The 21800-nt window shown below is 68.0% G+C and carries 16 protein-coding genes; 10 read left to right on the top strand and 6 right to left on the bottom strand.

All coding sequences use genetic code 11. The features are described from left to right. Window positions 1-119: 119 nt before the first annotated feature. Window positions 120-2342 (bottom strand): TonB-dependent receptor, encoded by a 2223-nt coding sequence (locus tag J7I44_RS13125; RefSeq protein WP_209621620.1) that lies wholly within the window; start codon window positions 2340-2342, stop codon window positions 120-122. Between the two features lie 361 nt (window positions 2343-2703). On the opposite strand from J7I44_RS13125, the gene J7I44_RS13130 reads away from it, so the two are divergent. The 3 genes from J7I44_RS13130 (at window position 2704) to J7I44_RS13140 (ending at window position 6862) form a co-directional block, all read left to right on the top strand. Further along, entirely contained in the window at window positions 2704-4101 is a 1398-nt protein-coding gene (locus J7I44_RS13130) for a GntP family permease (protein ID WP_209621623.1), read from the top strand. Between the two features lie 300 nt (window positions 4102-4401). Beyond that, the gene (typA, locus tag J7I44_RS13135; protein ID WP_209621624.1) at window positions 4402-6231 is read left to right on the top strand and encodes a translational GTPase TypA; all 1830 of its coding nucleotides are present in this window, start codon (window positions 4402-4404) and stop codon (window positions 6229-6231) included. A gap of 316 nt (window positions 6232-6547) precedes the next feature. Then, on the top strand, window positions 6548-6862 hold the full coding sequence (locus J7I44_RS13140; RefSeq protein WP_209621627.1) for a hypothetical protein: 315 nt from the start codon (window positions 6548-6550) through the stop codon (window positions 6860-6862). Window positions 6863-6878: 16 nt separating this feature from the next. On the opposite strand, the gene J7I44_RS13145 is transcribed toward J7I44_RS13140, so the two are convergent. Continuing rightward, complete coding sequence (locus tag J7I44_RS13145) at window positions 6879-7931, bottom strand: mechanosensitive ion channel family protein (RefSeq protein WP_209621629.1); 1053 nt, start codon at window positions 7929-7931, stop codon at window positions 6879-6881. 195 nt (window positions 7932-8126) lie between these two features. Here J7I44_RS13145 and J7I44_RS13150 point away from each other — a divergent pair, with 195 nt between their 5' ends. The 4 genes from J7I44_RS13150 (at window position 8127) to J7I44_RS13165 (ending at window position 13996) form a co-directional block, all read left to right on the top strand. Then, window positions 8127-9464, top strand: coding sequence for a phospholipase D-like domain-containing protein (locus tag J7I44_RS13150; protein ID WP_209621632.1), 1338 nt, complete (start codon window positions 8127-8129; stop codon window positions 9462-9464). Window positions 9465-9473: 9 nt separating this feature from the next. Further along, on the top strand, window positions 9474-10271 hold the full coding sequence (gene xth / locus J7I44_RS13155; RefSeq protein ID WP_209621636.1) for an exodeoxyribonuclease III: 798 nt from the start codon (window positions 9474-9476) through the stop codon (window positions 10269-10271). A 223-nt stretch (window positions 10272-10494) separates the two neighbouring features. Then, the gene (locus tag J7I44_RS13160) at window positions 10495-13221 is read left to right on the top strand and encodes a M14 family zinc carboxypeptidase (RefSeq protein WP_209621640.1); all 2727 of its coding nucleotides are present in this window, start codon (window positions 10495-10497) and stop codon (window positions 13219-13221) included. 352 nt (window positions 13222-13573) lie between these two features. Continuing rightward, window positions 13574-13996 carry a PepSY domain-containing protein gene (locus tag J7I44_RS13165; protein WP_209621641.1) on the top strand — a complete coding sequence of 141 codons (423 nt, stop codon included), beginning with the start codon at window positions 13574-13576 and terminating at the stop codon, window positions 13994-13996. A 3-nt stretch (window positions 13997-13999) separates the two neighbouring features. Here J7I44_RS13165 and J7I44_RS13170 read toward each other — a convergent pair whose 3' ends face one another. Together J7I44_RS13170 and thpR are read right to left on the bottom strand one after the other, a co-directional pair. Then, window positions 14000-14152: a hypothetical protein gene (locus J7I44_RS13170; RefSeq protein ID WP_209621642.1), complete on the bottom strand. Its 153-nt coding sequence runs from the start codon at window positions 14150-14152 to the stop codon at window positions 14000-14002. A gap of 66 nt (window positions 14153-14218) precedes the next feature. Further along, window positions 14219-14797 carry an RNA 2',3'-cyclic phosphodiesterase gene (gene thpR, locus J7I44_RS13175; RefSeq protein WP_209621645.1) on the bottom strand — a complete coding sequence of 193 codons (579 nt, stop codon included), beginning with the start codon at window positions 14795-14797 and terminating at the stop codon, window positions 14219-14221. 145 nt (window positions 14798-14942) lie between these two features. Here thpR and J7I44_RS13180 point away from each other — a divergent pair, with 145 nt between their 5' ends. Beyond that, entirely contained in the window at window positions 14943-15392 is a 450-nt protein-coding gene (locus tag J7I44_RS13180; RefSeq protein ID WP_209621647.1) for a cupin domain-containing protein, read from the top strand. A 1-nt stretch (window position 15393) separates the two neighbouring features. Here the strand turns inward: J7I44_RS13180 and J7I44_RS13185 are convergent, their stop codons facing one another. Together J7I44_RS13185 and J7I44_RS13190 are read right to left on the bottom strand one after the other, a co-directional pair. After that, window positions 15394-15585 (bottom strand): hypothetical protein, encoded by a 192-nt coding sequence (locus J7I44_RS13185; protein WP_209621650.1) that lies wholly within the window; start codon window positions 15583-15585, stop codon window positions 15394-15396. A 205-nt stretch (window positions 15586-15790) separates the two neighbouring features. Then, on the bottom strand, window positions 15791-16378 hold the full coding sequence (locus J7I44_RS13190; protein WP_209621653.1) for a YceI family protein: 588 nt from the start codon (window positions 16376-16378) through the stop codon (window positions 15791-15793). Window positions 16379-16564: 186 nt separating this feature from the next. On the opposite strand from J7I44_RS13190, the gene J7I44_RS13195 reads away from it, so the two are divergent. Together J7I44_RS13195 and J7I44_RS13200 are read left to right on the top strand one after the other, a co-directional pair. After that, window positions 16565-19444 (top strand): PAS domain-containing protein, encoded by a 2880-nt coding sequence (locus tag J7I44_RS13195; protein WP_209621656.1) that lies wholly within the window; start codon window positions 16565-16567, stop codon window positions 19442-19444. A 79-nt stretch (window positions 19445-19523) separates the two neighbouring features. Then, a complete protein-coding gene (locus J7I44_RS13200; protein ID WP_209621658.1) occupies window positions 19524-21737 on the top strand; it encodes a putative bifunctional diguanylate cyclase/phosphodiesterase in 2214 nt (737 codons plus the stop codon). The last annotated feature ends 63 nt before the right edge of the window (window positions 21738-21800 follow it).

The raw sequence follows: 21800 nt of genomic DNA on the forward strand, positions 1-21800 counted from the left end.
GTATGGCGGTCGCGCCCGAGGGCGCTCCTACAGGATGGCATCCCGCAGGCAGGAAAGGAGCCGGTTGGCGGGGAGTGGCTGTCCCGGCGCCTCCCCTGCCGCAGGAGAAAGGTGCGACGTCAGAACTTGTATCGGGCGCTCAACGTGACCATTCGCGGCGCTCCGTAGAAGCCCGTGTAGATGCCCAGCGCGCCGACGTTGTAGCCGGTGGTGCGGTAGGACTTGTTGGCCAGGTTGGTGCCCTGCAGGCTGAGCGACCAGGGATCGTTGACCTGCCAGATCACCCCGGCGTTCCACAGGCCGTAGGCGGGCTGCGCGATCAGCGGCGACAGCGTGGTCTCCGGGTAGACCATCGTCTGGTAGGTGTAGTTGATCCGCGCCGAGATGCTGCCGCCGTTCGCCAGCGGCGTGGTGTTCTCCAGCGACAGGCCGCCGGACCACTTCGGCGCGTTGGTGAACTTCTGCTGGTCGGCGATGTTGACGCCGCCGGTCATGTACTCGGTGTACTTGGTATGCAGGTACGCCACGTTGCCGCGCAGCGTCCAGTGCTCCGACGGCTTCCAGGCGAACTCTTCCTCCAGACCGTCGATGTGGCCCTTGCCGGCATTGGTGAAATCGCCGAAGAAGCCCTGGCTGCCGTTGGGCAGGGTGTAGGAGCTGAACACCGACAACTGGATGTCCGAGTAGACGTTGCGGAACAGCGCCGTGTTCATCATCAGCGCGTCGTCGAAGAAGCTCATCTTGCTGCCCAGCTCGAACGACTGCACCTTCTCGTCGTCGATCGGGCGGCACGAGGCCGGCACGGCCACGCAGTTGGCGCGGATGTTGTAGCCACCGGAATGGAAGCCTTCCGAGTAGCTGGCGTAGAGCTTGACCTGCTCGCTCACGCTCCAGTCCAGCGAGATCTTGGGCGAGACGTTGTTGGTCGCGTGCGAGCCGTTGAAGTCGGCCAGCGTGGCGATCGGCGTGGTGAAGGTGTCGTCCGAGTAGCCGAAGTTCTGGATCAGCGCGGTCTTCGTTTCGTGGGTGTAGCGCAGGCCCACGTCCAGGCTCCAGTCGGGACTGATGTCCCAGGTGAAGTCGCCGTAGCCGGCATAACTCTTGGTGCCCATGCTGCCGCCGGTGCCGCCGTACTGGGTCAGGCCCAGCGTCGAATACGGCGGCGAGCCGAGGAAGATGTTGTGGATGTGGCCGTTGGCCGTGCCGTCGAAGTAGTACACGCCGAACACGCCGTGCACGGTGCCGCCGGCGTCGTAATTGGCCTGGAATTCCTGGCTGAACTGGTGGTCGGTGTAGACCGCGTTCACGTCGGCGATCTTTTCCGGCAGCGTGTCGAAGTCGATGTTGGTGTCGGTGGAGGAACCACGCACGGCGGTGACGGATTTGAGCGACCAGTCCTGGCTGGCGATCCAGTTCATCGTCAGCGCGGTGCCGTAGAGCTTGGTGTGGTTGAGCTGGGCGAAGCCGCTGCGGGTGTCGAAGTCGCTGTCCAGCGGCGGGTAGCCCGGGTCGAGCGCATTGACCGTGAGCATCTTGGCGCCGCGCGGGTTGGAGTTGTCGCGCACGCCATCGACCGACAGCTGCATGTTGAACGCGCTGCTCGGGAAGAAGCCCACCGTGGCGCGAGCGGCGTTGGTGTTCTTGTTGCCGTTGCGGCTGCCGGTCAGGATGTCCTTGCCGAAACCATCGTTGTGCGCGCTGGCGTAGGCGATGCGACCGCGCCACACGTGATCGGCGCTGGCACCGCCGAGGCTAGCCTTGACGTCCTTCTCGCCGTGCGTGCCCGCGGTCACTTCCACCGAACCTTCGGTCTTTACCGGCAGCGGGTTGGAGACGTACTTGATCGCGCCACCGATGGTGTTCTTGCCGTACAGCGTGCCCTGCGGGCCGCGCAGCACCTCGATGCGGCTGACGTCGAACACGTCCAGTACCGCGCCCTGCGGACGGGCGAGGTAGACATCATCCAGATAGATGCCCACGCCCGGATCGAAGCCCCAGGTCGGGTCGGCCTGGCCCACGCCGCGGATGTAGGCGGTGAGCGTGGTGTTGGAGCCGCGCGCGGCGTAAATCTGCAGCGAGGGCACCTTGCCCTGCAGGTCGGACAGGTTCTGCACGTTCTGCTTTTCCAGCGCCTGCGCGGTGAAGGCGCTGACCGCGATCGGCACGTCCTGCAGCGTTTCCTCGCGCTTGCGGGCGGTGACCGTCACCTGTTCCAGCTGCCTGGCGTTGACCGGCTTGCCGGCGTCCTGCGGCGGCGTGCCGCCCGACTGCGCCAGCGCCGGCATGGCGAAAGCCACCCCGATCACCATGCCGATGGCCAGACTCAGATGCGTGCGTTGCATGACTCCCCCTTGAGTTGTAATGCAACCGCGCGGGTTGCCATGGACGTCTTTGCGCGAACCACACTCTTCCGGACGTCATTGACGCGAAAGCGGGAACCCACTTTGCCCTTCCCACCAGGCACGTGGATGACTCGCTACGCTCGCCCTTCCAGGGCCGGCTTTCGGCCGTTCTGCGAGCTTCGCTGGCCCCGCTTTCGCGGAAATGACGCACAGGGAGACGCGTGCTCCTTGATGTAGCGAGCTTAGGCAGGCGGGCGCGTGCGGGCACTTGTACCTTCGTACAGTGCCCGGTCGCCGCCATGCTGCCGATACTCGCCGCATTCGTATCGGCGCCGCTTGCGCCGCAAGGGGAACAGGCTCGATGGCTTTCCTGATCGTTCTGGTCGCGCTGGCGTTCCTGATGGCGGCGGCCTACCGCGGCTACAGCGTCATCCTGTTCGCGCCGATCGCGGCGCTGGGCGCCGTGCTGCTGACCGATCCTTCGCTGGTCGCGCCGATGTTCACCGGCCTGTTCATGGACAGGATGGTGGGCTTCCTCAAGCTCTACTTCCCGGTGTTCATGCTCGGCGCGGTGTTCGGCAAGCTGATCGAGCTGTCGGGTTTTTCCAAGGCGATCGTGGCGGCGACCATCGGCCTGGTGGGCCGCAGCCGGGCGATCCTCTCCATCGTGCTGGTGTGCGCGCTGCTGACCTACGGCGGTGTGTCGCTGTTCGTGGTGGTGTTCGCGGTCTATCCGTTCGCCGCGGAGCTGTTCCGCGCCAGCGCGATCCCGAAGCGGCTGATCCCCGGCACCATCGCGCTGGGCGCGTTCACTTTCACCATGGATTCGCTGCCCGGCACGCCGCAGATCCAGAACATCATCCCGACCTCGTTCTTCGGCACCACCGCGTGGGCGGCGCCGTGGCTGGGCACGATCGGCTCGGTGTTCATCCTGCTGGTCGGTCTGGCCTACCTGGAATCACGCCGGCGCAAGGCGGCGGCCGCGGGCGAAGGCTACGGCACGGATCTGGTCAACGAACCGGCGCCGTTCGAGCACGGCCGGCTGGCCCACCCGCTGGTCGCGCTGCTGCCACTGGTGCTGGTGGGCGTGGCGAACAAGCTGTTCACCGACGGGATCCCGCACGTCTACGGCGAAACCACTGCGTTCGAGCCCAGCGTGGTGGGCAAGGCCGAGCCGGTAGTGCAGCAGGTGTCCAAGGTCGCGGCGATCTGGGCGGTAGAAGGGGCGCTGCTGCTCGGCATCCTGTGCGTGCTCGCGTTTGCCTGGCGGCCGGTAGTGCAGCGCTTTGCCGAGGGCAGCAAGGCGGCGGTCGGCGGCGCGCTGCTGGCCTCGATGAACACGGCATCGGAGTATGGCTTCGGCGCGGTGATCGCCGCCCTGCCCGGCTTCAAGCTGGTGGCCGATGCGCTGCACGCGATCCCCAATCCGCTGGTCAACGAGGCGGTGACCGTGACGGCGCTGGCCGGTATCACCGGCTCGGCCTCTGGCGGCATGGGCATAGCGCTGGCGGCGATGGCGGACACGTTCATCGCCAACGCGCAGGCGGCCGGCATCCCCATGGAGGTGCTGCACCGCGTGGCCGCGATGGCTTCCGGCGGCATGGACACCCTGCCGCACAACGGTGCGGTGATCACGCTGCTGGCGGTGACCGGGCTGACGCACCGGCAGTCCTACCGGGACATCTTCGCCATCACGGCGATCAAGACGCTGGCGGTGTTCGTGGTGATCGCGGTGTTCGCGCTGACCGGGGTGGTCTGAGGCCAAGGCTTTCCCCATCCGCCCTTCGGGCCCTTCCCCGTGAACGGGGGAAGGGGCCGATCGCAAGGGGTCGGGTCCGGGAGCCGCCCTCGCCTGCCGGGGAGAGCCAAGGCGAGGTGCCCGGTTGCGAGCCCTCCTCCGTTTACGGCGGAAGGCGCCGACAGGCGGAAGGGGGTAACCCGCCGCGCTCGCCTATTCATCCAAGGCACGGGCAAAAAGCCGCGCAAGTCCGTATAATTGCGGAGTTTACCCCTCCGAAACTTACGTGGCGGCTGACCAAGCGCCGCCCGGGCCTGTGCCATGTCCATCGAAAAACTGCGCAATATCGCCATCGTCGCCCACGTCGACCACGGCAAGACCACTCTCGTCGATCAGCTGCTCAAACAGTCGGGCACGCTCAACGAGCGTACCGTGCTGGCTGAGCGCGTGATGGACTCCAACGACCAGGAAAAGGAACGCGGGATCACCATCCTGGCCAAGAACACCGCCATTTCCTGGCAGGGCAACCGCATCAACATCGTCGATACGCCCGGACACGCCGACTTCGGCGGCGAGGTCGAGCGCGTGCTGTCGATGGTCGACACCGTGCTGATCCTGGTCGACGCGATGGACGGCCCGATGCCGCAGACGCGCTTCGTTACCCAGAAGGCGTTCGCGATGGGCTTCAAGCCGATCGTGGTGGTGAACAAGATCGACCGCCCTGGCGCGCGCCCGGAATGGGTCGTGGAGCAGGTGTGGGACCTGTTCGACCGCCTGGGCGCCACGCCCGAGCAGATGGACTTCCCGATCGTCTACGCCTCGGCGCTGAACGGCTATGCCTCGCTGGACGAGAACGTCCGCGAAGGCGACATGACCCCGCTCTACGAGGCGATCATGCAGCACGCGCCCAAGCCGGAAGTCGACCCGGAAGGCCCGTTCCAGATGCGCATCAGCCAGCTGGATTACAACAACTTCGTGGGCGTGATCGGCATCGGCCGCATCCAGCGCGGCACGCTGAAGAAGAACATGCCGGTCGCGGTGATCGACCGCCACGGCAAGAAGCGCCAGGGCAAGGTGCTGCAGGTACTCGGCTTCATGGGCCTGGAGCGCATCGAGCAGGACAGCGCCGAGGCCGGTGACATCGTCGCCATCTCGGGCATCGCCGAACTCACCATCTCCGACACCGTCTGTGCGCTCGACACCCCCGAGGCGCTGCCGGCGCTGACCGTGGACGAGCCGACCATCAGCATGACCTTCCAGGTGAACAATTCCCCGTTCGCCGGCAACAAGGACCTCTCCGGCGGCAAGTTCCTGACCAGCCGCCAGCTGAAGGACCGCCTGGACCGCGAGCAGGTGCACAACGTCGCGCTGAAGGTCGAGCAGGGTTCGGACGCGGACAAGTTCCTGGTCTCCGGCCGCGGCGAGCTGCACCTGTCGGTGCTGATCGAGAACATGCGCCGCGAGGGCTATGAGCTTGCCGTGTCGCGTCCGGAAGTGATCATCAAGGAGATCGACGGCCAGAAGATGGAGCCGATCGAGCAGCTGGTGGTCGACGTGGAAGAGATCCACCAGGGCCCGGTGATGGAGCGCCTCGGCATCCGCAAGGGCCAGCTCAAGAACATGGAGCCCGACGGCAAGGGCCGCGTGCGCCTGGAGTACATGATCCCGGCGCGCGGCCTGATCGGCTTCCAGAACCAGTTCAAGACCCTGACCCAGGGTTCGGGCCTGCTGTTCCACGTGTTCGACCACTACGGTCCGAAGGAAGAAGGCCAGATCGCCAAGCGCCAGAACGGCGTGATGATCGCCAACGCCGGCGGCACCACCCCCGCCTACTCGCTGGGGCCGTTGCAGGAACGCGGCAAGCTGTTCGCCGCCGAGGGCGACAACGTGTACGAGGGCCAGCTGGTCGGCATCCACGCCAAGGACAATGACCTGACCGTCAACGCGATCAAGCCCAAGCCGCTGACCAACATGCGCGCCTCGGGCAAGGACGACGCGATCCAGCTCACCCCGGCGATCAAGTTCTCGCTGGAACAGGCGCTGGACTTCATCGACGACGACGAGCTGGTCGAGGTGACGCCGAAGGAAATCCGGCTGCGCAAGAAGCACCTGACCGAAAACGACCGCAAGAAAGCCTCGCGCGCCGCGTAACGCGCTCGATGCTTTCGCTGAAGGAGCCGCCGCAAGGCGGCTCTTTTTATTGGTTCGCGCGTCCGGCCATGCCGGAGCTCCGCACACGCGACCGCGGGTTCCAATCGGCATGGCGGTCGCGCCCAAGGGCGCTCCCACCGGGACCGGTCGCTTTTCGGCAGGGAGCGCGCCCTGTACGCAACCGGCTGAAACAGTTCACGGTCACAGCCTCCTGCCCCGTTTCACCTCGGCGGCGTGCACGCGGCGACCACGGCGGCGCGTGCAACGTCACAGTCGTCCGGCGCGGGGGCGCCGGCGCGCGACCCGAGGGAGTGTCATGGAGATTTCAAGCAGCCGGCCGGTGTCCTTTACCCAGGTTGGCAACGAGCTGGATGGCTTGAAGAACGAAGTGGAGGCGATGTCGCTGGTGCTGCGCGCGCTGGTCGAATCGCATCCGGCGCCGGCCGAACTGGTCAAGCGATGGCGTGCGCTCAGTCGCGAGCCGATCGAGCAGACCCGTCCCAAGGGCTCCCACCAGGGCGTGCTGACGCGGCAGGAGCGGCTCTACCAGACGCTGCAACGCTGGTCGCACACCGTGCACAGCGCCGAGATATCCGGTGCGGTTTCGCCGCCGGACAGGGGTGTGGGATAAACCCGCCGGCACCGCGCTAGCGGTTGTCGCCCTTGGGAAACTTCACCCGGTCGGGTTCGGCGTTGAGCCGCGCCAGCATGGTCCCGATCAACCGCGTCTTGACGCTGCCGGCTTGTCGCGGATCGACCACGTAGCGCACGATGGCGTCGATCCAGGTATTGGCGTTGACGCGGAACAGCACCGACGGCCGTTCGTTGACCTGCAACTCGTCTACCGGGGTCTTGGCCAGCACCTCGCGAAAGGTGCGTACGCGCGCCAGCATCGCCTCGCCCAGTTCCTCCTCGGCGGCTTCGCGCATCACCTGCGCCACGAAGGCGAAGTCGCTGTTGTAGGCGATCTGGAAATAGACCTCGTTCCAGACGTACGGGAACACCGGCCAGGAGTAGTTGTAGACCGCGCTGGTCAGCACGTTGGCGTTGGGGAACTTGATGATCCTCCCGCTGGGATGATCGGAGGAAAGATACGGGCCGCCGACTTCCCACAGGGTGGTGTCCAGGTAGGTCACGTCGATCACGTCGCCGGTGGCATCGCCGATCTGGATGCGATCGCCGACGCGGTAGGGCTCGCGCACCAGGATGTAGACCCAGCCGATGAAACTGGTGATCGGCGTCTGCAACGCGAAACCCAGCACCAGCGAGATCAGCCCCAGCGACGCCACCGCGGCGTACCAGTTGGCGAACAGCACCGACACCACGATCAGCGCCAGGATCACGTACACCACCAGCCGCAGGATGCGCTTCAAGTTGTAGCGCGTGACCGCCGTCTGCGCGCGCTCGATGGCGAACGCGCGCACCAGCCGGGAGGCCGCCAGGGTCAGCACGATCGCCATCGCGCCCACGGTCGCGCGCCTGGCCATCGGCAGGTAGCGCCCGAGGATGCCGAAGAACTCCAGCCGCAGCAGGTAGAACAGGACGCCCAGCCCGGCCAGCACCAATGCGTAGATGAGCAACCACAGCTTGTGGCCGGAGCGTAGCGGGCGCTTGTGTTTGCGGTGCGTCGCGGTGCTGTTGGCGAGCGCGCGGCGCACGTCGGCGCGGCGCTCGACCCTGCGTACGGCCTTGTCGGTCATGCGTTCTCCCGGGGCGTTCCACGCACAGCAGACAACCGCGGCGGTGCCGGGCAGGTGAAGGCGTTGACCCGGGCTGCACGCCGGCGCCGGATGATGAGCCTGGTTCCTTGGCAGGGCGCATCCTGTGCGCGACCTGCGGGGAGTGGTCGCGCACCGGGTGCGCTCCGACAGGGTTGCCACCAGCCAGGAGACGCCATGCCCGCCGAACCCGCCCCCACCCGCGACACCGGCGAAACCCGCCCACCACCGCGGCCAAACTGGAAGCGACGCCTGCTATGGGCTGGGCTCGGCGGATTCGCGGCGTTGGTGATCGGTGTGCTGGCGCTCAACCTGGTGCCGCAGACCCAACAGTTGGTCCACCCGCTCGGTCCGCTCAGTCCGGTCGAAAGCCCGCAGTTCCGGCGCGAGATCGGCAACCTGCTCGGCCCGACGATCGTCGACGGCAACGCGGTGGCGGATTTCCAGAATGGCGCCGAAATCTTCCCTGCCATGCTGGAGGCGATCCGCTCGGCCAAGGTGAGCGTCGACATGGAGACCTACATCTACTGGTCAGGGCACGTCGCCGACGAGTTCGTGCAGGCGCTGACCGAACGCGCCCGCGCCGGCGTGCGCGTGCACGTGATCGCCGACTGGGTCGGCTCTTCGAAGATGAAGGAGGACGTGGTCGAGGCGTTGCGCGCCGGTGGCGTGCACTTCGAATACTTCCACCCGCTGCGCTGGTACGACATCGACCGCTTCAACAACCGCACCCATCGCAAGCTGCTGATCGTCGACGGACGCGTGGCTTTCACCGGCGGCGTGGGCATCGCCGACGAATGGAATGGCCACGGCGACAAGCCGGACATCTGGCGCGACATGCAGATCCGCGTCACCGGCCCCGGCGCGCTGCAGATGCAGGCGGTGTTCGAGGACAACTGGATCACCACCACCGGCCAGGCGCTGCTCGGATCGGCGTATTACCCCGAGGTGCCCGCGGCCGGCGACATCGCGGTGCAGACCGTCGCCAGCTCGCCCGAAGGCGGCAGCGAGAACCTGCAGCTGATGTACCTGATGGCGATCGACGGCGCGCGCAAGGCGATCGACCTGGAGGCGGCCTACTTCGTGCCGGACGACCTGACGATGTCCGCGCTCAAGCGCGCGCTGGCGCGCGGCGTGCGCATCCGGCTGGTGGTGCCCGGGCCCTACACGGACAGCCAGATCATCAAGAATGCCTCGCAGACCCGCTGGGGCGAGATGCTGCAGGCCGGCGCGCACATCTACCGCTTCCAGCCGGCGCTGTTCCACAACAAGCTGATGATCGTCGACGGCTACCTCACCATCGCCGGCAGCGCGAACTTCGACAACCGCTCCTTCAGCCTCAACGACGAATCGAACGTGCTGGTGTTCGACCACGGCTTCGCCGCGCACATGACCGAGGTGGTCGACCGCGACATCGGCCGGTCGGAGGAACTCACCCTCGACCAATGGCGACACCGTCCGTGGACGCGCCGCGTGCTGGACTGGCTCTCCGCGCTGGGCGCAGCGCAGTACTGAGGACCGCCGATGCCCGCCCGCAAACCGCTCAAGGTCGCCACGTTCAACATCAACGGCGTGCGTACACGCCTGGCCTCGCTGCTGGCATGGCTGGAGCGTGAGGCGCCGGACATCGTCTGCCTGCAGGAACTGAAGGCGCCGGACGAGGCGTTCCCCGTCGAGCCCATCCGCGACGCCGGTTACGGCGCGATCTGGCATGGCCAGCGTTCGTGGAACGGCGTGGCGATCCTGGCCCGCGGGGCTGATCCACTGGAAAGCCGCCGCGGACTGCCGGGCGACCCCAAGGACACCCAGAGCCGTTACCTGGAAGCGGCGGCGCACGGCCTGATCGTCGGCTGCCTGTACCTGCCCAACGGCAACCCACAGCCAGGCCCCAAGTTCGACTACAAGCTGGCCTGGTTCGACCGCTTCATCGAGTATGCGCAGGGCCTGGTCGAAAGCGAGCATCCGGTGGTGCTGGCGGGCGACTACAACGTGGTGCCCACCGACGAGGACATCTACAACCCGCGCTCGTGGCGCAAGGACGCGTTGCTGCAGCCGGAAAGCCGCGCGCGCTACGCGGACCTGCTGGCCCAGGGCTGGACGGACTCGCTGCGCCAGCAGTTCGGCGAGGAGCGCGTCTATACGTTCTGGGATTACTTCCGCCAGCACTGGGAGCGCAATTCCGGCTTGCGCATCGACCACCTGCTGCTCAATCGCGCGCTGGCACCGCGGTTGAAGGAGGCGGGGGTGGACCGGTGGGTGCGGGGCTTGCCGCATCCGAGCGACCACGCGCCGACGTGGGTCTCGCTGGCGCGCGAGCGGTAGGGCCGAGGCAAGGCCTCCCCCATCCGCCCTCCGGGCACCTTCCCCCGTGAACGGGGGAAGGCTCACCTGCGGCAGCTCCTGGCAACGGGCCTTTCGAGGAGGGCTCAACCCGAGCCTTCCCCCGTTTACGGGGGAAGGTGCCGACAGGCGGATGGGGGAGGCCCCGCCGCGCCCCCGCATTTCTGGCACATTGGTTCCCGCCTTTCGCACATTCGGGGAACCCATGCGCCTCCTGCCCTGCCTTGCCGGCTTCGCGCTGGCCGCCACCGGTCTGGCCGCCCACGCCGCCGACGCCCTCGCCGCCAGCGCCTTCGCGCGCGACCCGGGCCAGCCGATCGACCAGGCCTACACCGCGCAGATCGCCCGCTTCACCACCGATCCGAAGTTCAACACGCCGCTGACCGACTACCTGCCCGCCTCGTCGAGCGTGCCTACGCCGCTGCAAGTGCTCGGGCATATTTCGGGCGCCGCCGACTGGTTGCCCTATTCGGCCGACGTCTATCGCTACTTCCACGCGCTGGACACCGCCAGCCCGAGGGTGAAGGTTTTCAGCATCGGCAGGACCGAGGAAGGTCGCGAAATGATCGCCGTGGCGATTGCCGACGAGGCGTTGCTGGCCAACCTCCAGGCCAACGACGCACGCCTGGCGCAACTGGCCGACCCGCGCACGATCGACATGGACGACGCGAAGGCCGATGCGCTGATCCGGGAAACCACACCGGTCTACTACATCACCGGTTCGATCCACTCCACCGAAACCGGCGCGCCCACCGCACTGATGGAGCTGGCCTACCGCCTCGCCGTGGACGATGCGCCCTACATCCGCAACATCCGCTCGCATGTGATCACCCTGATCACGCCGATCGTCGAAGTGGACGGGCGCGACCGCATGGTCGACCTCTACCACTGGCACAAGGCGCACCCCGGCCAGGATTACCCGCACCTGCTCTACTGGGGGCACTACGTCGCGCACGACAACAACCGCGACGCGATGGGCATGACCCTGGCCCTGACGCGCAACGTCGCCGATACCTATATCGGCTGGCACGCGCAGGTGCTGCACGACCTGCACGAGTCGGTGCCGTTCCTGTACGACAACACCGTCGGCGACGGCCCCTACAACGCCTGGATCGACCCGATCCTCACCAGCGAGTGGCAGCAGCTGGGTTGGGACAACGTGCAGAAGATGACCCAGCTCGGGCTGCCGGGCGTGTTCACCCACGGCGACTTCGACACCTGGAGTCCCGGGTATCTGATGTTCATCGCCGCCATGCACAACGGCATCAGCCGGCTGTACGAAACCTTCGGCAACGGCGGCGCCGACACGCGCAAGCGCATCCTCGATCCGTCCGAGTACGAGCGCACCTGGTACCGCCCCAACCCGCCGCTGCCGGAAGTGACCTGGTCGCAGCGCAACAACAACAACTACGAGCAGACTGGCGTGCTCACCGCGCTGGACTACTTCGCGCAGAACGGCCAGGCGTTCCTGAAGAACTTCTACCTGAAGGGCAAGCGCTCGATCGAAAAGCCGACCGAGGCTGGCCCCGCCGCCTACGTCCTGCCCGGCGACGAGAAGCGTGCTGGCACCCAGGCCCAGCTGCTGCGTGTGCTCGAGCGCCAGCACGTGGAGATCAGCCGTGCCAGCGCGCCCTTCAGCGTCACCCTGCCGGCTGCGGGCGAGGACAAGAAGACCCGCACGCGCCGCTTTCCCGCCGGCAGCTATGTCGTGCGCATGGACCAGCCCTACTCGCGCATCGCCGACACCCTGCTCGACCGCCAGTACTGGTCGCCCAAGGACCCGCAGCAGCATCCCTACGACGATACCGGCTGGTCGATGGGCGACCTGTTCGACGTCGAGGTGGTGCGTGTCACCGATCCGGGAGTGCTCAAGGCGCCCATGGCACGGCTGGACAAGCCCGTCGAAGTGCCCGCCGGCCTGGCCGGCGTCGACGCCACCGGCGCGAAGCTGCCCCGCGTGGCGCTGATGCATACCTGGCTCAGCACGCAGACCGAGGGCTGGTGGCGCATGGCGCTGGATCAGCTGGGCGTTCGCTACGACTACATCAGCACGCAGGACGTGGCGCGCATGCCCGACCTGCACGCCAGGTACGACGCGATCCTGTTCGCGCCCGTCGGCGGCGCGAGCCTGCGCCGCATCGTCGACGGCCTGCCGATGTGGGGTGCACCGATGCCCTGGCAGACCAGCGCGCTCACGCCCAACCTGGGCCACATCGACAGCACGCCGGACATCCGCCCGGGCCTCGGCGAGGCGGGGCTGGCCAACCTGCGGCGCTTCGTGCGGGAGGGCGGCCTGCTGGTGACCGCCGAGGACACCGCGCGGTTCGCGATCGATGCAGGCCTCGCGCCGGGCGTGTTCGTGACGCCCACGGCCAAGCTCAAGGTGGTCGGCAGCGTGCTGCAGGCCGATGTTGTGGGCCACGACAGCCCGGTGGCCGCGGGCTATGGCGACCACCTGGCGCTCTACAGCTCGGAGGGGCAGTCCTTCATCGTCTCCAACCTGCTCACCGGCGACCGCGGCCTGCCCTCCGCGCGCGATGCCGAACGGCCGACCGGCCGCGGCGGCCCGCAGGACGAGGACGTGCCCGAAGGCCGCCCCTTCGCCCAGCCGCCCGCCCTGCCCGACGCCAAGCCGTGGCAGGCGCTGCCGCTCAACGAAGACCAGGCCTACAACAACCCCTGGGTGATCCCTGAAAACCAGCGGCCGCGGGTGATCCTGCGCTTCGCCGACGCCAAGCGGCTGCTGGTTTCGGGCCTGCTGGACGGCGGCGGCGAGATGGCCGAACGCGCGGCGGTGGTCGAGGCGCACTACGGCAAGGGGCACGTGCTGCTGTTTGCCGGCAACCCGATCTGGCGCGGGGAAACCCTGGGGAGCTACCCGCTGGTGCTCAACGCGCTGACGGATTTCGATCGGCTGGACCAGGGGCGCTGACAGGCCGTTCTTCGCCCGTCGCAGGCGAGCCACGTTGCGGGAAGGCCTTCGCTCCCTCTCCCCGGGAGGGGGGAGAGGGAGCCAGTGCGGCGCTCGCGCACACAAGCCCGCAAGTCTTCTTGACTCAGCTCCCGAGCGCCCGATCGGAAGTCCGCGGCAGGCGAGCCAGCCCGGGAGGAACGTCCGCTTAAGGGGGCTCTCCCCTGAGGCTCGACGCTAATCAGGCACCGCAGCCAGAGCAGCCCTTGAACACCCGCCTGCCTGAACACCCCCCGCCCGCCTCACGGCTTTTTCATCACCCATTGCCGTTTGCGCCCGAAGACTCGGGCCAACCACTCGCATGGAGAACGGCATGAAAAAGCTCGCTTCGATGATGACCCTCGCGCTGGCCTTCGGCGCCTCCGGTGCGGTGATGGCGCAGCAGGCGATGACCGAGGCGCAGGTCCGCGAAACGCTCATCCACCAAGGCTATAGCGACATCGATGACCTGAAGTTCGATGGCGGCATGTGGCGGGCCGACGCCGAGAGCGCGGACGGCAACGACGTATCGCTGCGCATCGATCCCAAGAGCGGCAAGGTCTACCCGGACGAGAAGGTCTCGCACCTGAGCGCGGACGACGTGCGTGCGTCGCTCGCCACGCAGGGCTACACCCATGTCCACGACGTGGATTTCGACGACGGTGTGTGGCACGCCAAGGCCGACGACAAGAACGACCACCGCGTCGAGCTCACTATCGATCCGGCCAGCGGCAAGGTAGTCGACAGCGAAGACTGAGTTTCAACGCACCGATGCGTCTGCGGCCGGGCTGAGCGTCTGGTCCGCGGGCGCGGCGCGGAACTGCTGGCGCCAGCGCAGCGCACCCAGCACCAGCAGCACGAGCAGTGCCACCAGCAGCAGGATCAGTCCTAGTCGGCGCCTGGGCTTCTTCATCTATGTGTTCCTGAGGGTCGCGGCCCACGCTAACGACGCCCGCGTCGTGACCGCGTGCGCACGGCGCTAGCCGGCCGGCAGCGACCAGCGGCCGAGCACGCGGTACTCGGTGCGCCCGAGCAGGCTGTGGATGAGCAGGAACTCGCGTACCGTCCAGCCCAGCGGCTCGATCGGCCGCGGCGCGATGGTGCGGGCGTCGTAGAGCAGCGTGACGTGCGGCACGAAGCCACGCTCGGGCCGCGCCAGACCGGCCGCGGCGAGTCGCGTCCCGAGGCTTTCGTAAAGCCTGGTCAGCCCTGTCGAGTCCTCCTCGCCCAGCAACACGAACGGGTGCTTCCCCGGGCGCCCACGAAAGCTGCCCACGCGATCGAAGCGCGCCTCGAACGAAGGGACGGCCACGCCTTCCGCCGCCGCGCAGGCGCCGTCCACCCGCTGCTGCGGCAGGCCGGCGAAGTCGCCCAGGTGATGCAGCGTCACGTGCAGGTGCCCGGTGGGCCGTGGGCGCCCGCGCAGGCCCAAGGGCTCGCGCAGCCCGCCGGCAAGCGTCGCGACGCGCTCCGCGACCTCCGGCGGTGGCATCGCAGCGAAGAACAGGCGGTCGGTCGGGTGTGGCGCGGCAAAGCCGCCCAGGGAGCTCTGGTGCATGGGCGTCCGGCAAGTCAAAAGCACATTGTAAGAGCCCGCTCGCGGGCGATGCTCTTCTCCAGCGCTCCGCAGGGCGCATCGCCCGCAAGCGGCTCCCCACGGGTCCAGTGCAGAATGTCGACCTCACCCCCAGCGAGCATTCCACATGCCGAAGATCGATGTCCCGAACGTCCCCGAGCGCCGCGGCTCGGGCTACCCGGCGCCCTACGCGGAAGCTGCGAAAGATCGCATCAAGCAGGCGCTTGGGGATGCCGGCGGCTTGTCGGATTTCGGCGTCAATCTGACCCGGCTGCCGCCGGGCGGCTGGTCAAGCCAGCGCCACTGGCACACGCGCGAGGACGAATTTGTCTATGTGTTGTCGGGCGAACTGGTGCTCATCACCGACGCGGGCGAACAGCCGTTGCGGCCGGGCGATTGCGCGGCGTTCGCGAAGAACGTGGCCGATGGCCACCACCTGGTCAACCGCGGAAGCGACACGGCCGTGTATCTCGAAATCGGCACGCGCTCGGCCGACGACGCCTGCCACTACCCGGACATCGACCTGTACGTCGAAGGCGATCAGGGCTACGTCCACAAGGACGGCACGCCCTACTAGTTCACTCCCGGCCCTGGCGCAGGTCGCCCTCGGGATTGCTCTGGCAGACCGCGTGACCGCAGTCGCACGGACCGGCTTCGGCGCGGCCCGAGGTGGCCGCCTCGCGGCAATGATCGCTGCAGTATTGATCGCCGCCAGGCTTGGTGGTGCATTGGCAGGGCGCGTGGCCGCAGCGGTAACCGTCGTCGGACATGACGTGTGACTCCAGGTGGCGGGCATCGCGATGCCGTGGAAACGAACGCGGCGCATCGCGCTTCCTTGCCCTGGCTCAGCCATGGGCCACCGCAGGGGGGGTGCGGGGAGCCGGGTGCCACCCGGCAAGGGAAGCGCGATGCGCCAGCGCAGCGAGGTTGCCCAGCCGCGCGTGAAGACGCCGGCGAGGAATCGCGCAGCGTTCGTCACTTGTCGCGCAGGGCCTCGACCTGGATGCGCAGCGCGACCTGCATGTCGAAGCCGTAGTCCTTGCCCGCGTCCAGCCCGAACGCGCTGCGGTCGAAACTGCCGATCGCGTCGGCGCCGCAGTATTCGCGCTTGGACACCGGATGCGGGATGCATTTGAAGTGGTCGATACGCAGCTGCACCGGCCGCGTCATGCCATGCAGCGTCAGGCTGCCCTCGACCCGCGTCGGCGCGCCATCCACGAAGCCCGCCAGCGTGCCCTTGTAGACCGCGCGCGGCTGGTGCGCGACATCGAAGAAGTCTTTGCCGCGGGCCCACGCATTGAGCGCGTCCTGGCCGAAATCGATGCTGTCCAGCGCAATGCGCACCTCGAGGCTGCCGCGGCCGGCCGCCCGGTCCATCTGCACCCATCCCTGGCTGTGGTTGAACTTGCCGCGCCAGGTCGAAATGCCCATGTGGTCGGCCTCGAAGCTGGGGTAAGTGTGGTTCGGATCGAGCGTGTAATGCACCGGCGCCGCGGTGGCGGAACCGGCCAGCAGCCATGCGACGGGAAGCAGTCGACGGGCAAGGCGGGAGGGGATGCGCATGATCTTTCCTTCGGTGGCTGGCGCCCTTGCGCCGATACGGAACGACGCGCGACAGCCCCGCCAATCGACACCGCGCCTCTGCGTGGGGGCGGAACGGTGCGTCACCGAAACTACCTACCGCGTCAGTTTTTTGCGGGGAAACCTTGCTGCCATGATGCCCAAGCGGTTGCCACCTTGGAGTTTTCCATGGTCCAGAGCACGCGGCACTCCTCCTCATGGCCGGTCGGCCAAGGCGAGATGGCCGAGTGCATCCGCCGGCACGACTGGGCCGCCACGGCGCTGGGACCGATCGCCGGCTGGCCGCCGCATCTGCGCGCTGCGGTCGACATCTGCCTGGCTTCGCCGCTGCCGATCGCGATTCTCTGGGGCGAGCAACGCCTGCAGCTCTACAACGATGCCTACCGTGCCATCGCGCAGCATCGGCATCCGGCGATCCTGGGCCGACCGGTGCTGGACAACTGGGCCGAGGCACGCGACGTCATCGGGCCCCTGCTCGACCGGGTGTTCATCCACGGCGAGCCGAGCGAGGCGGAAAACTGGCCCGTGCTGCTCAACGACCCGTCCGGCACGCCGGTCGAGCGCTTCTTCAGTTTCACCTTTTCGGCCATCCGCGACCGCTACGGGCGGGTGGCCGGCGCGTTCCATACCGCCGTGGAAAACACCTCGCGCCTGCGCGCCGAACATCGCCTGCGCGGGGTCATGGGCGAAGCCGGCCTGGGCGCGGGGTTCCATGCGCTGTTCCAGGCGGCGCCGGCACCCTTGCTGCTGCTCGCGCCGCCGGACTTCCGGGTGGTCGCCGCCAACGACGCGCTGCTGCGCGCCAGCGGCAAATCGAGCGAGAACCTGCTCGGCCGGCCGGGTTTCGACCTGCTCGCCTCCTGGACCAATCACGCCGAGGTCGAGCACCAACTGCGCGCGTCGCTCGAACGGGTGCTCACGCAGCGCGTTGCCGACACCCTGCCGATGGTGGTGCAGCGCCAGCGCTCGCGCCAACGGGGGCCGCGTTACTGGTCCATCATCAATACACCGGTGCTGGACCCGCGGGGCGAGGTCGCGCTGGTGCTCCACCGCTGCGAGGACGTGACCGAACTGGTGCGCCTGCGCAGCGCCAGCGAAGCGCAGGCACAGCTGGACCGCGACCAGCAGGCGCTGATGGCGCGCCTGTGCAACGTCGGCACCGCAGGGCACGGGATGGCGCCGCCGCAGCCTTTGCGGCTGTTCGCCGCGATGCTCGATTCGATCCCCGACTACATCTACGCCTTCGATCGCGAACACCGTTTTGCCTACGTCAACCGCGCGATGCATCACCTGTTCGGTCCGGCCGGCGATCCGATCGGCAAGACCTTCCAGGAGCTGGGCTATCCACCCGCGCTCGCCGACCGGCTGGACGGTCATCTGCGACACATCTTCGACACGGGTGACACGGTCGAGGACGAGCTGTTCTTCACCGGCCCGACCGGTCCGCGCGCTTACTACCAGTTCGTCTGGGGACCGGTGCGCGGCGACGGCGGACGCATCGAGCAGGTGGTTGGCGTCTCGCGCGACACCAGCGAGCGCCGCCGCATGGAGGAACGCCTGCGCCAGGGCGAGGCGCGCCAGTCGTTCCTGCTGCAGATGGGCGACCGCATCCGCGGGCTCAACGATGCCGCGCAGATCACCAGCGCCATCAGCGAGATGGTCGGCCGCCACCTGCGCGTGGGCCGCTGCGGCTACGGTGAGGTGTCCGAGTGCGGGCAATTCTTCGCGGTCGAGCGCGACTGGACCGACGGCGAGATGCCCAGCCTTGCCGGACGCGTGCCGTTGGCCGACTTCGGCACGGCGGTGGTGGCGCAGTACCGCACCGGCCAGACCGTGGTGCTGGACGACGCCCTGGAAGACATCCGCACGCGCGGCAGCGAACAGGTCTATGCCGATGCCGGCCACATACGCGCCGGCGTGGGCGTGCCCCTGTTCAAGGGCGGCCGGTTCGTCGCGGCGTTCTACGTCCACCAGGTGCGCCCGCGGCACTGGCGCGACGAGGAGATCGCGCTGCTGGGCGAGGTCGCCGAACGCATCTGGGCCGCGGTCGCCCGCGCACGCGCCGAGCGTGCGCTGCGCGAGAGCGAGCGCCGCTACCGCACCCTCTTCGACGCCCTCGACGAGGGCTTCTGCCTGCTCGAAAAGGTCGATACCGCGCCGGGCCAGCCGTCGGACTACCGCTACCTGGGCACCAACCCGGCCTTTGTCACGCATACCGGCATCGGCGGGGTGAACGGCAGGACCATGCGCGAGGTATTCCCCGACGTCTCGGCGTTCTGGTACGACACCTTCGACAGCGTGATCGGCAGCGGCGAGGCCTTCCGCTTCGAGCACGGCATGGTGACCCGCGGACGGGTCTTCGACGTCTACGCCTGCCGACTGGATGACAGCACGCACAAGCGCGTGGCCGTGCTGTTCCACGACATCACCGAACGCAAGCGCCACGAACAGCACCAGCGAATGCTGCTCAATGAGCTCAACCACCGGGTCAAGAACACGCTGGTGACCGTGCAGTCGATGGCGATGCAGAGCTTCCGCGCCGGCGTCGACCCCGAACTGGCGCGGATCCAGTTCGAGGGCCGGCTGATGGCGTTGTCGCGCGCGCATGACATCCTCACCCGCGAGAGCTGGGGCCGTGCGCCGCTGGCCGAGATCGTGCGCGAGGCGATCGCGCCGTACCGCGACCAGCACCACGACCGCCTGCACGCGGACGGGCCGTCGGTGTGGCTGCCGCCGCGCCACGCGCTGGCCTTTGCCATGGTGCTGCACGAGCTGGGCACCAACGCGGTCAAGTACGGCGCGCTGTCCAACCAGGACGGACAGATCGACATCCAGTGGCAGGCCAACGGCAGGTTGCGCCTGACCTGGACCGAATCGGGCGGGCCGCCGGTCGAGCTGCCGAGCGGGCGCGGCTTCGGTTCGCGATTGATCGAGCGCGGCCTGCGCCATGAGATCGGCGGCCGCGTCAGCCTGGATTTCGCGCCCACGGGCGTCGTCTGCACCATCGAAGTGCCGCTGGACGGGCTCGAGCCGCTGGATCGCTTCTGATCCTTTCCAAAGCCGGGCCTGCTGTGCGCGTATGCACAGTTCGGTTATCGTGCGCGGGCAGCCCTTATGCAGGGGGAGCATGGTGGTTGACGCAGACCCGATCACGTTCGGCTACTACACCGCAGCGCTGCTTGCGACCGCCGGCATTGCCCTGGCGTCGGGCACGCAGTTTGCCGTCATCGGACTGTGGCGCCGGCGCGAGGCGATGTACCTGTCCTACGCGTCGCTGTGCCTGTGCATCGCCACGCTGGCCTTGGCCAACGCCCTGCTGCACACGGCAGGCAACCTGGCGGTGGCCACCGCCGCGCTGCGCACCATGATCGGCGCCGCGGCGATTTCCTTCCTGCCGTTCGTGATCTTCATCCGCGCCTACACCGGCGGCCCGCCGCAACCACGGCTGCAACTGGCGGTGGGCGTGACGGCCTGCTTTTTTGTCTGGCTCAACTTCCTGTTGCCCGGCACCGTGTTCTTCGTCGAGCTGGCGCCAGGGGCCGGCATCGCCCTGCCCTGGGGCGAGCAGCTCTACGACGTCGCCGGCACGGCCTCGCTCTGGGGCCTGCTGTTCCATGCGCTGACCTACCTCGCCTTCCTGTGGGCCATGGCGCGCGCGGTAAAGCAGATCCGCGAGGGCGAGGGGCTGCGCGGCGCGTTGCTGGCGATCTGCCTGGCGGCGCAGTTCGCCGCGCTGCTGTGGGGCGACATCGTGGTGGACGCGCTCGGCCATCCCTATCCCTACCTCGATGCCTTCTCGTTCCTGCCGTTCGTGTTGCTGATGGGCCTGTCGCTGGCCGCCCAGCTGCGCCAGCGCACGGTGCAACTGGAGCTGACCACGCGCCGGCTGGAGGCCGAAGCCACTACCCGGCGCGAGGCCGAGTTCAACCTGCGCCACGTCGCCTACCACGACAGCCTGACCGGCCTGCCCAACCGCCTGCGCGCGCTGGACCACCTGGCCGAACTGCACGCCGATGTGCTGGCCCGCGGACAGCACGGCGCCGTGCTGCTGATCGACCTGGACAACTTCAAGACCATCAACGACGCGCTCGGTCATCCGATCGGCGACCGCATGCTGGAGGCCATCGCCGACCGCCTGCTCGCCGCCGTACCGGCCGACGCGATGCTCGCACGGCTGGGTGGCGACGAATTCGTGCTCGTGCTGGGCCCGCTGGCCGGGTCCGCCGAGGCCGCGCAGGCGCAGGCCCAGCAAGCGGCCGAACGGATGGTCGCGCGACTGGCCGAGCCGGTGACCGTGGACAACCGCATCCTGGCGGTCGGCGCCAGCGTGGGCGTGGCCTCGTTTCCTGCCGGCGAAGAAGGCGTGGCCGATCTGATGCGTCGCGCCGACATCGCGCTCTATCGTGCCAAGGCGGCCGGCCGCAACACCGTGCGCCTGTTCCTGGGCCCGATGCAGCAGGAGGCGGACACCCGGCTGGCTCTGGAACGCGGCCTGCGTACCGCGCTGGAGCAGGAGCGCATGCCCACGCAGTTCGCGCTGCATTTCCAGCCGCAGGTCAACCGCCGCGGGGAGCTGCTCGGCGCCGAGGCGCTGTTGCGATGGCAGCACCCGCAACTGGGCGAGTTGTCGCCGGCGGTGTTCATTCCGCTGGCCGAGGAGACCGGCCTGATCCACGCGCTTGGCGCCTGGGTCATCGTCCAGGCCTGCGCGCACATCCGTGCGTGGGACCGCGACGGCGTGGCCTTCGGCGGCCGCCTGGCGGTAAACGTGAGCGCCTGGCAGCTCAACCATCCACGCTTTGCCGAACAACTGGAGGCGCAGGTCCACGCCGCGGGCATCGAGCCTTCGCGCCTCACCTTGGAACTGACCGAGAGCGCGCTGCTGCAGGACTTCGACAGCGCGCTGGACACGCTCAACCAGCTTTCCGCGGCCGGTTTCCGGCTGGCGCTGGACGACTTCGGCACCGGCTACTCCTCGCTGAGCTACCTGCAGCGCCTGCCGCTGGACGTGCTCAAGGTCGACCGCGCCTTCGTCCGGGAGTTGAGCCCCAACACGGCCAATCCGCTGGCGGGCTTCATCGTCGACGTGGCCCACCGGCTGGGCATGGCCACCGTGGCCGAAGGCGTGGAAACCGTGCCGCAGCGGCTCGCGCTGGAACGGCTCGGCTGCGACGGCCTGCAGGGGTTCCTGATCTGCCGCCCGCTGGACGAGCCCGGCTTTCGCCTTTGGCTGGCCGAACACCAGCAGGCGCGCGCGCTGCCGCAGGCGCAGCGCAACGCATCCGATGCACCGGAAGCGCGCGACCTGCCGTCGCGCGACAGGAATTCGTCAGCGGACTAGCTGTGTAAACCCACCAGGTTGTTCATGGCGATGCGGGTGATGGGAGGTCGGTAATCAAGGCTG

It is taken from the genome of Frateuria flava, assembly GCF_017837635.1.
In the GTDB taxonomy this organism is placed as follows: domain Bacteria; phylum Pseudomonadota; class Gammaproteobacteria; order Xanthomonadales; family Rhodanobacteraceae; genus Frateuria_A; species Frateuria_A flava.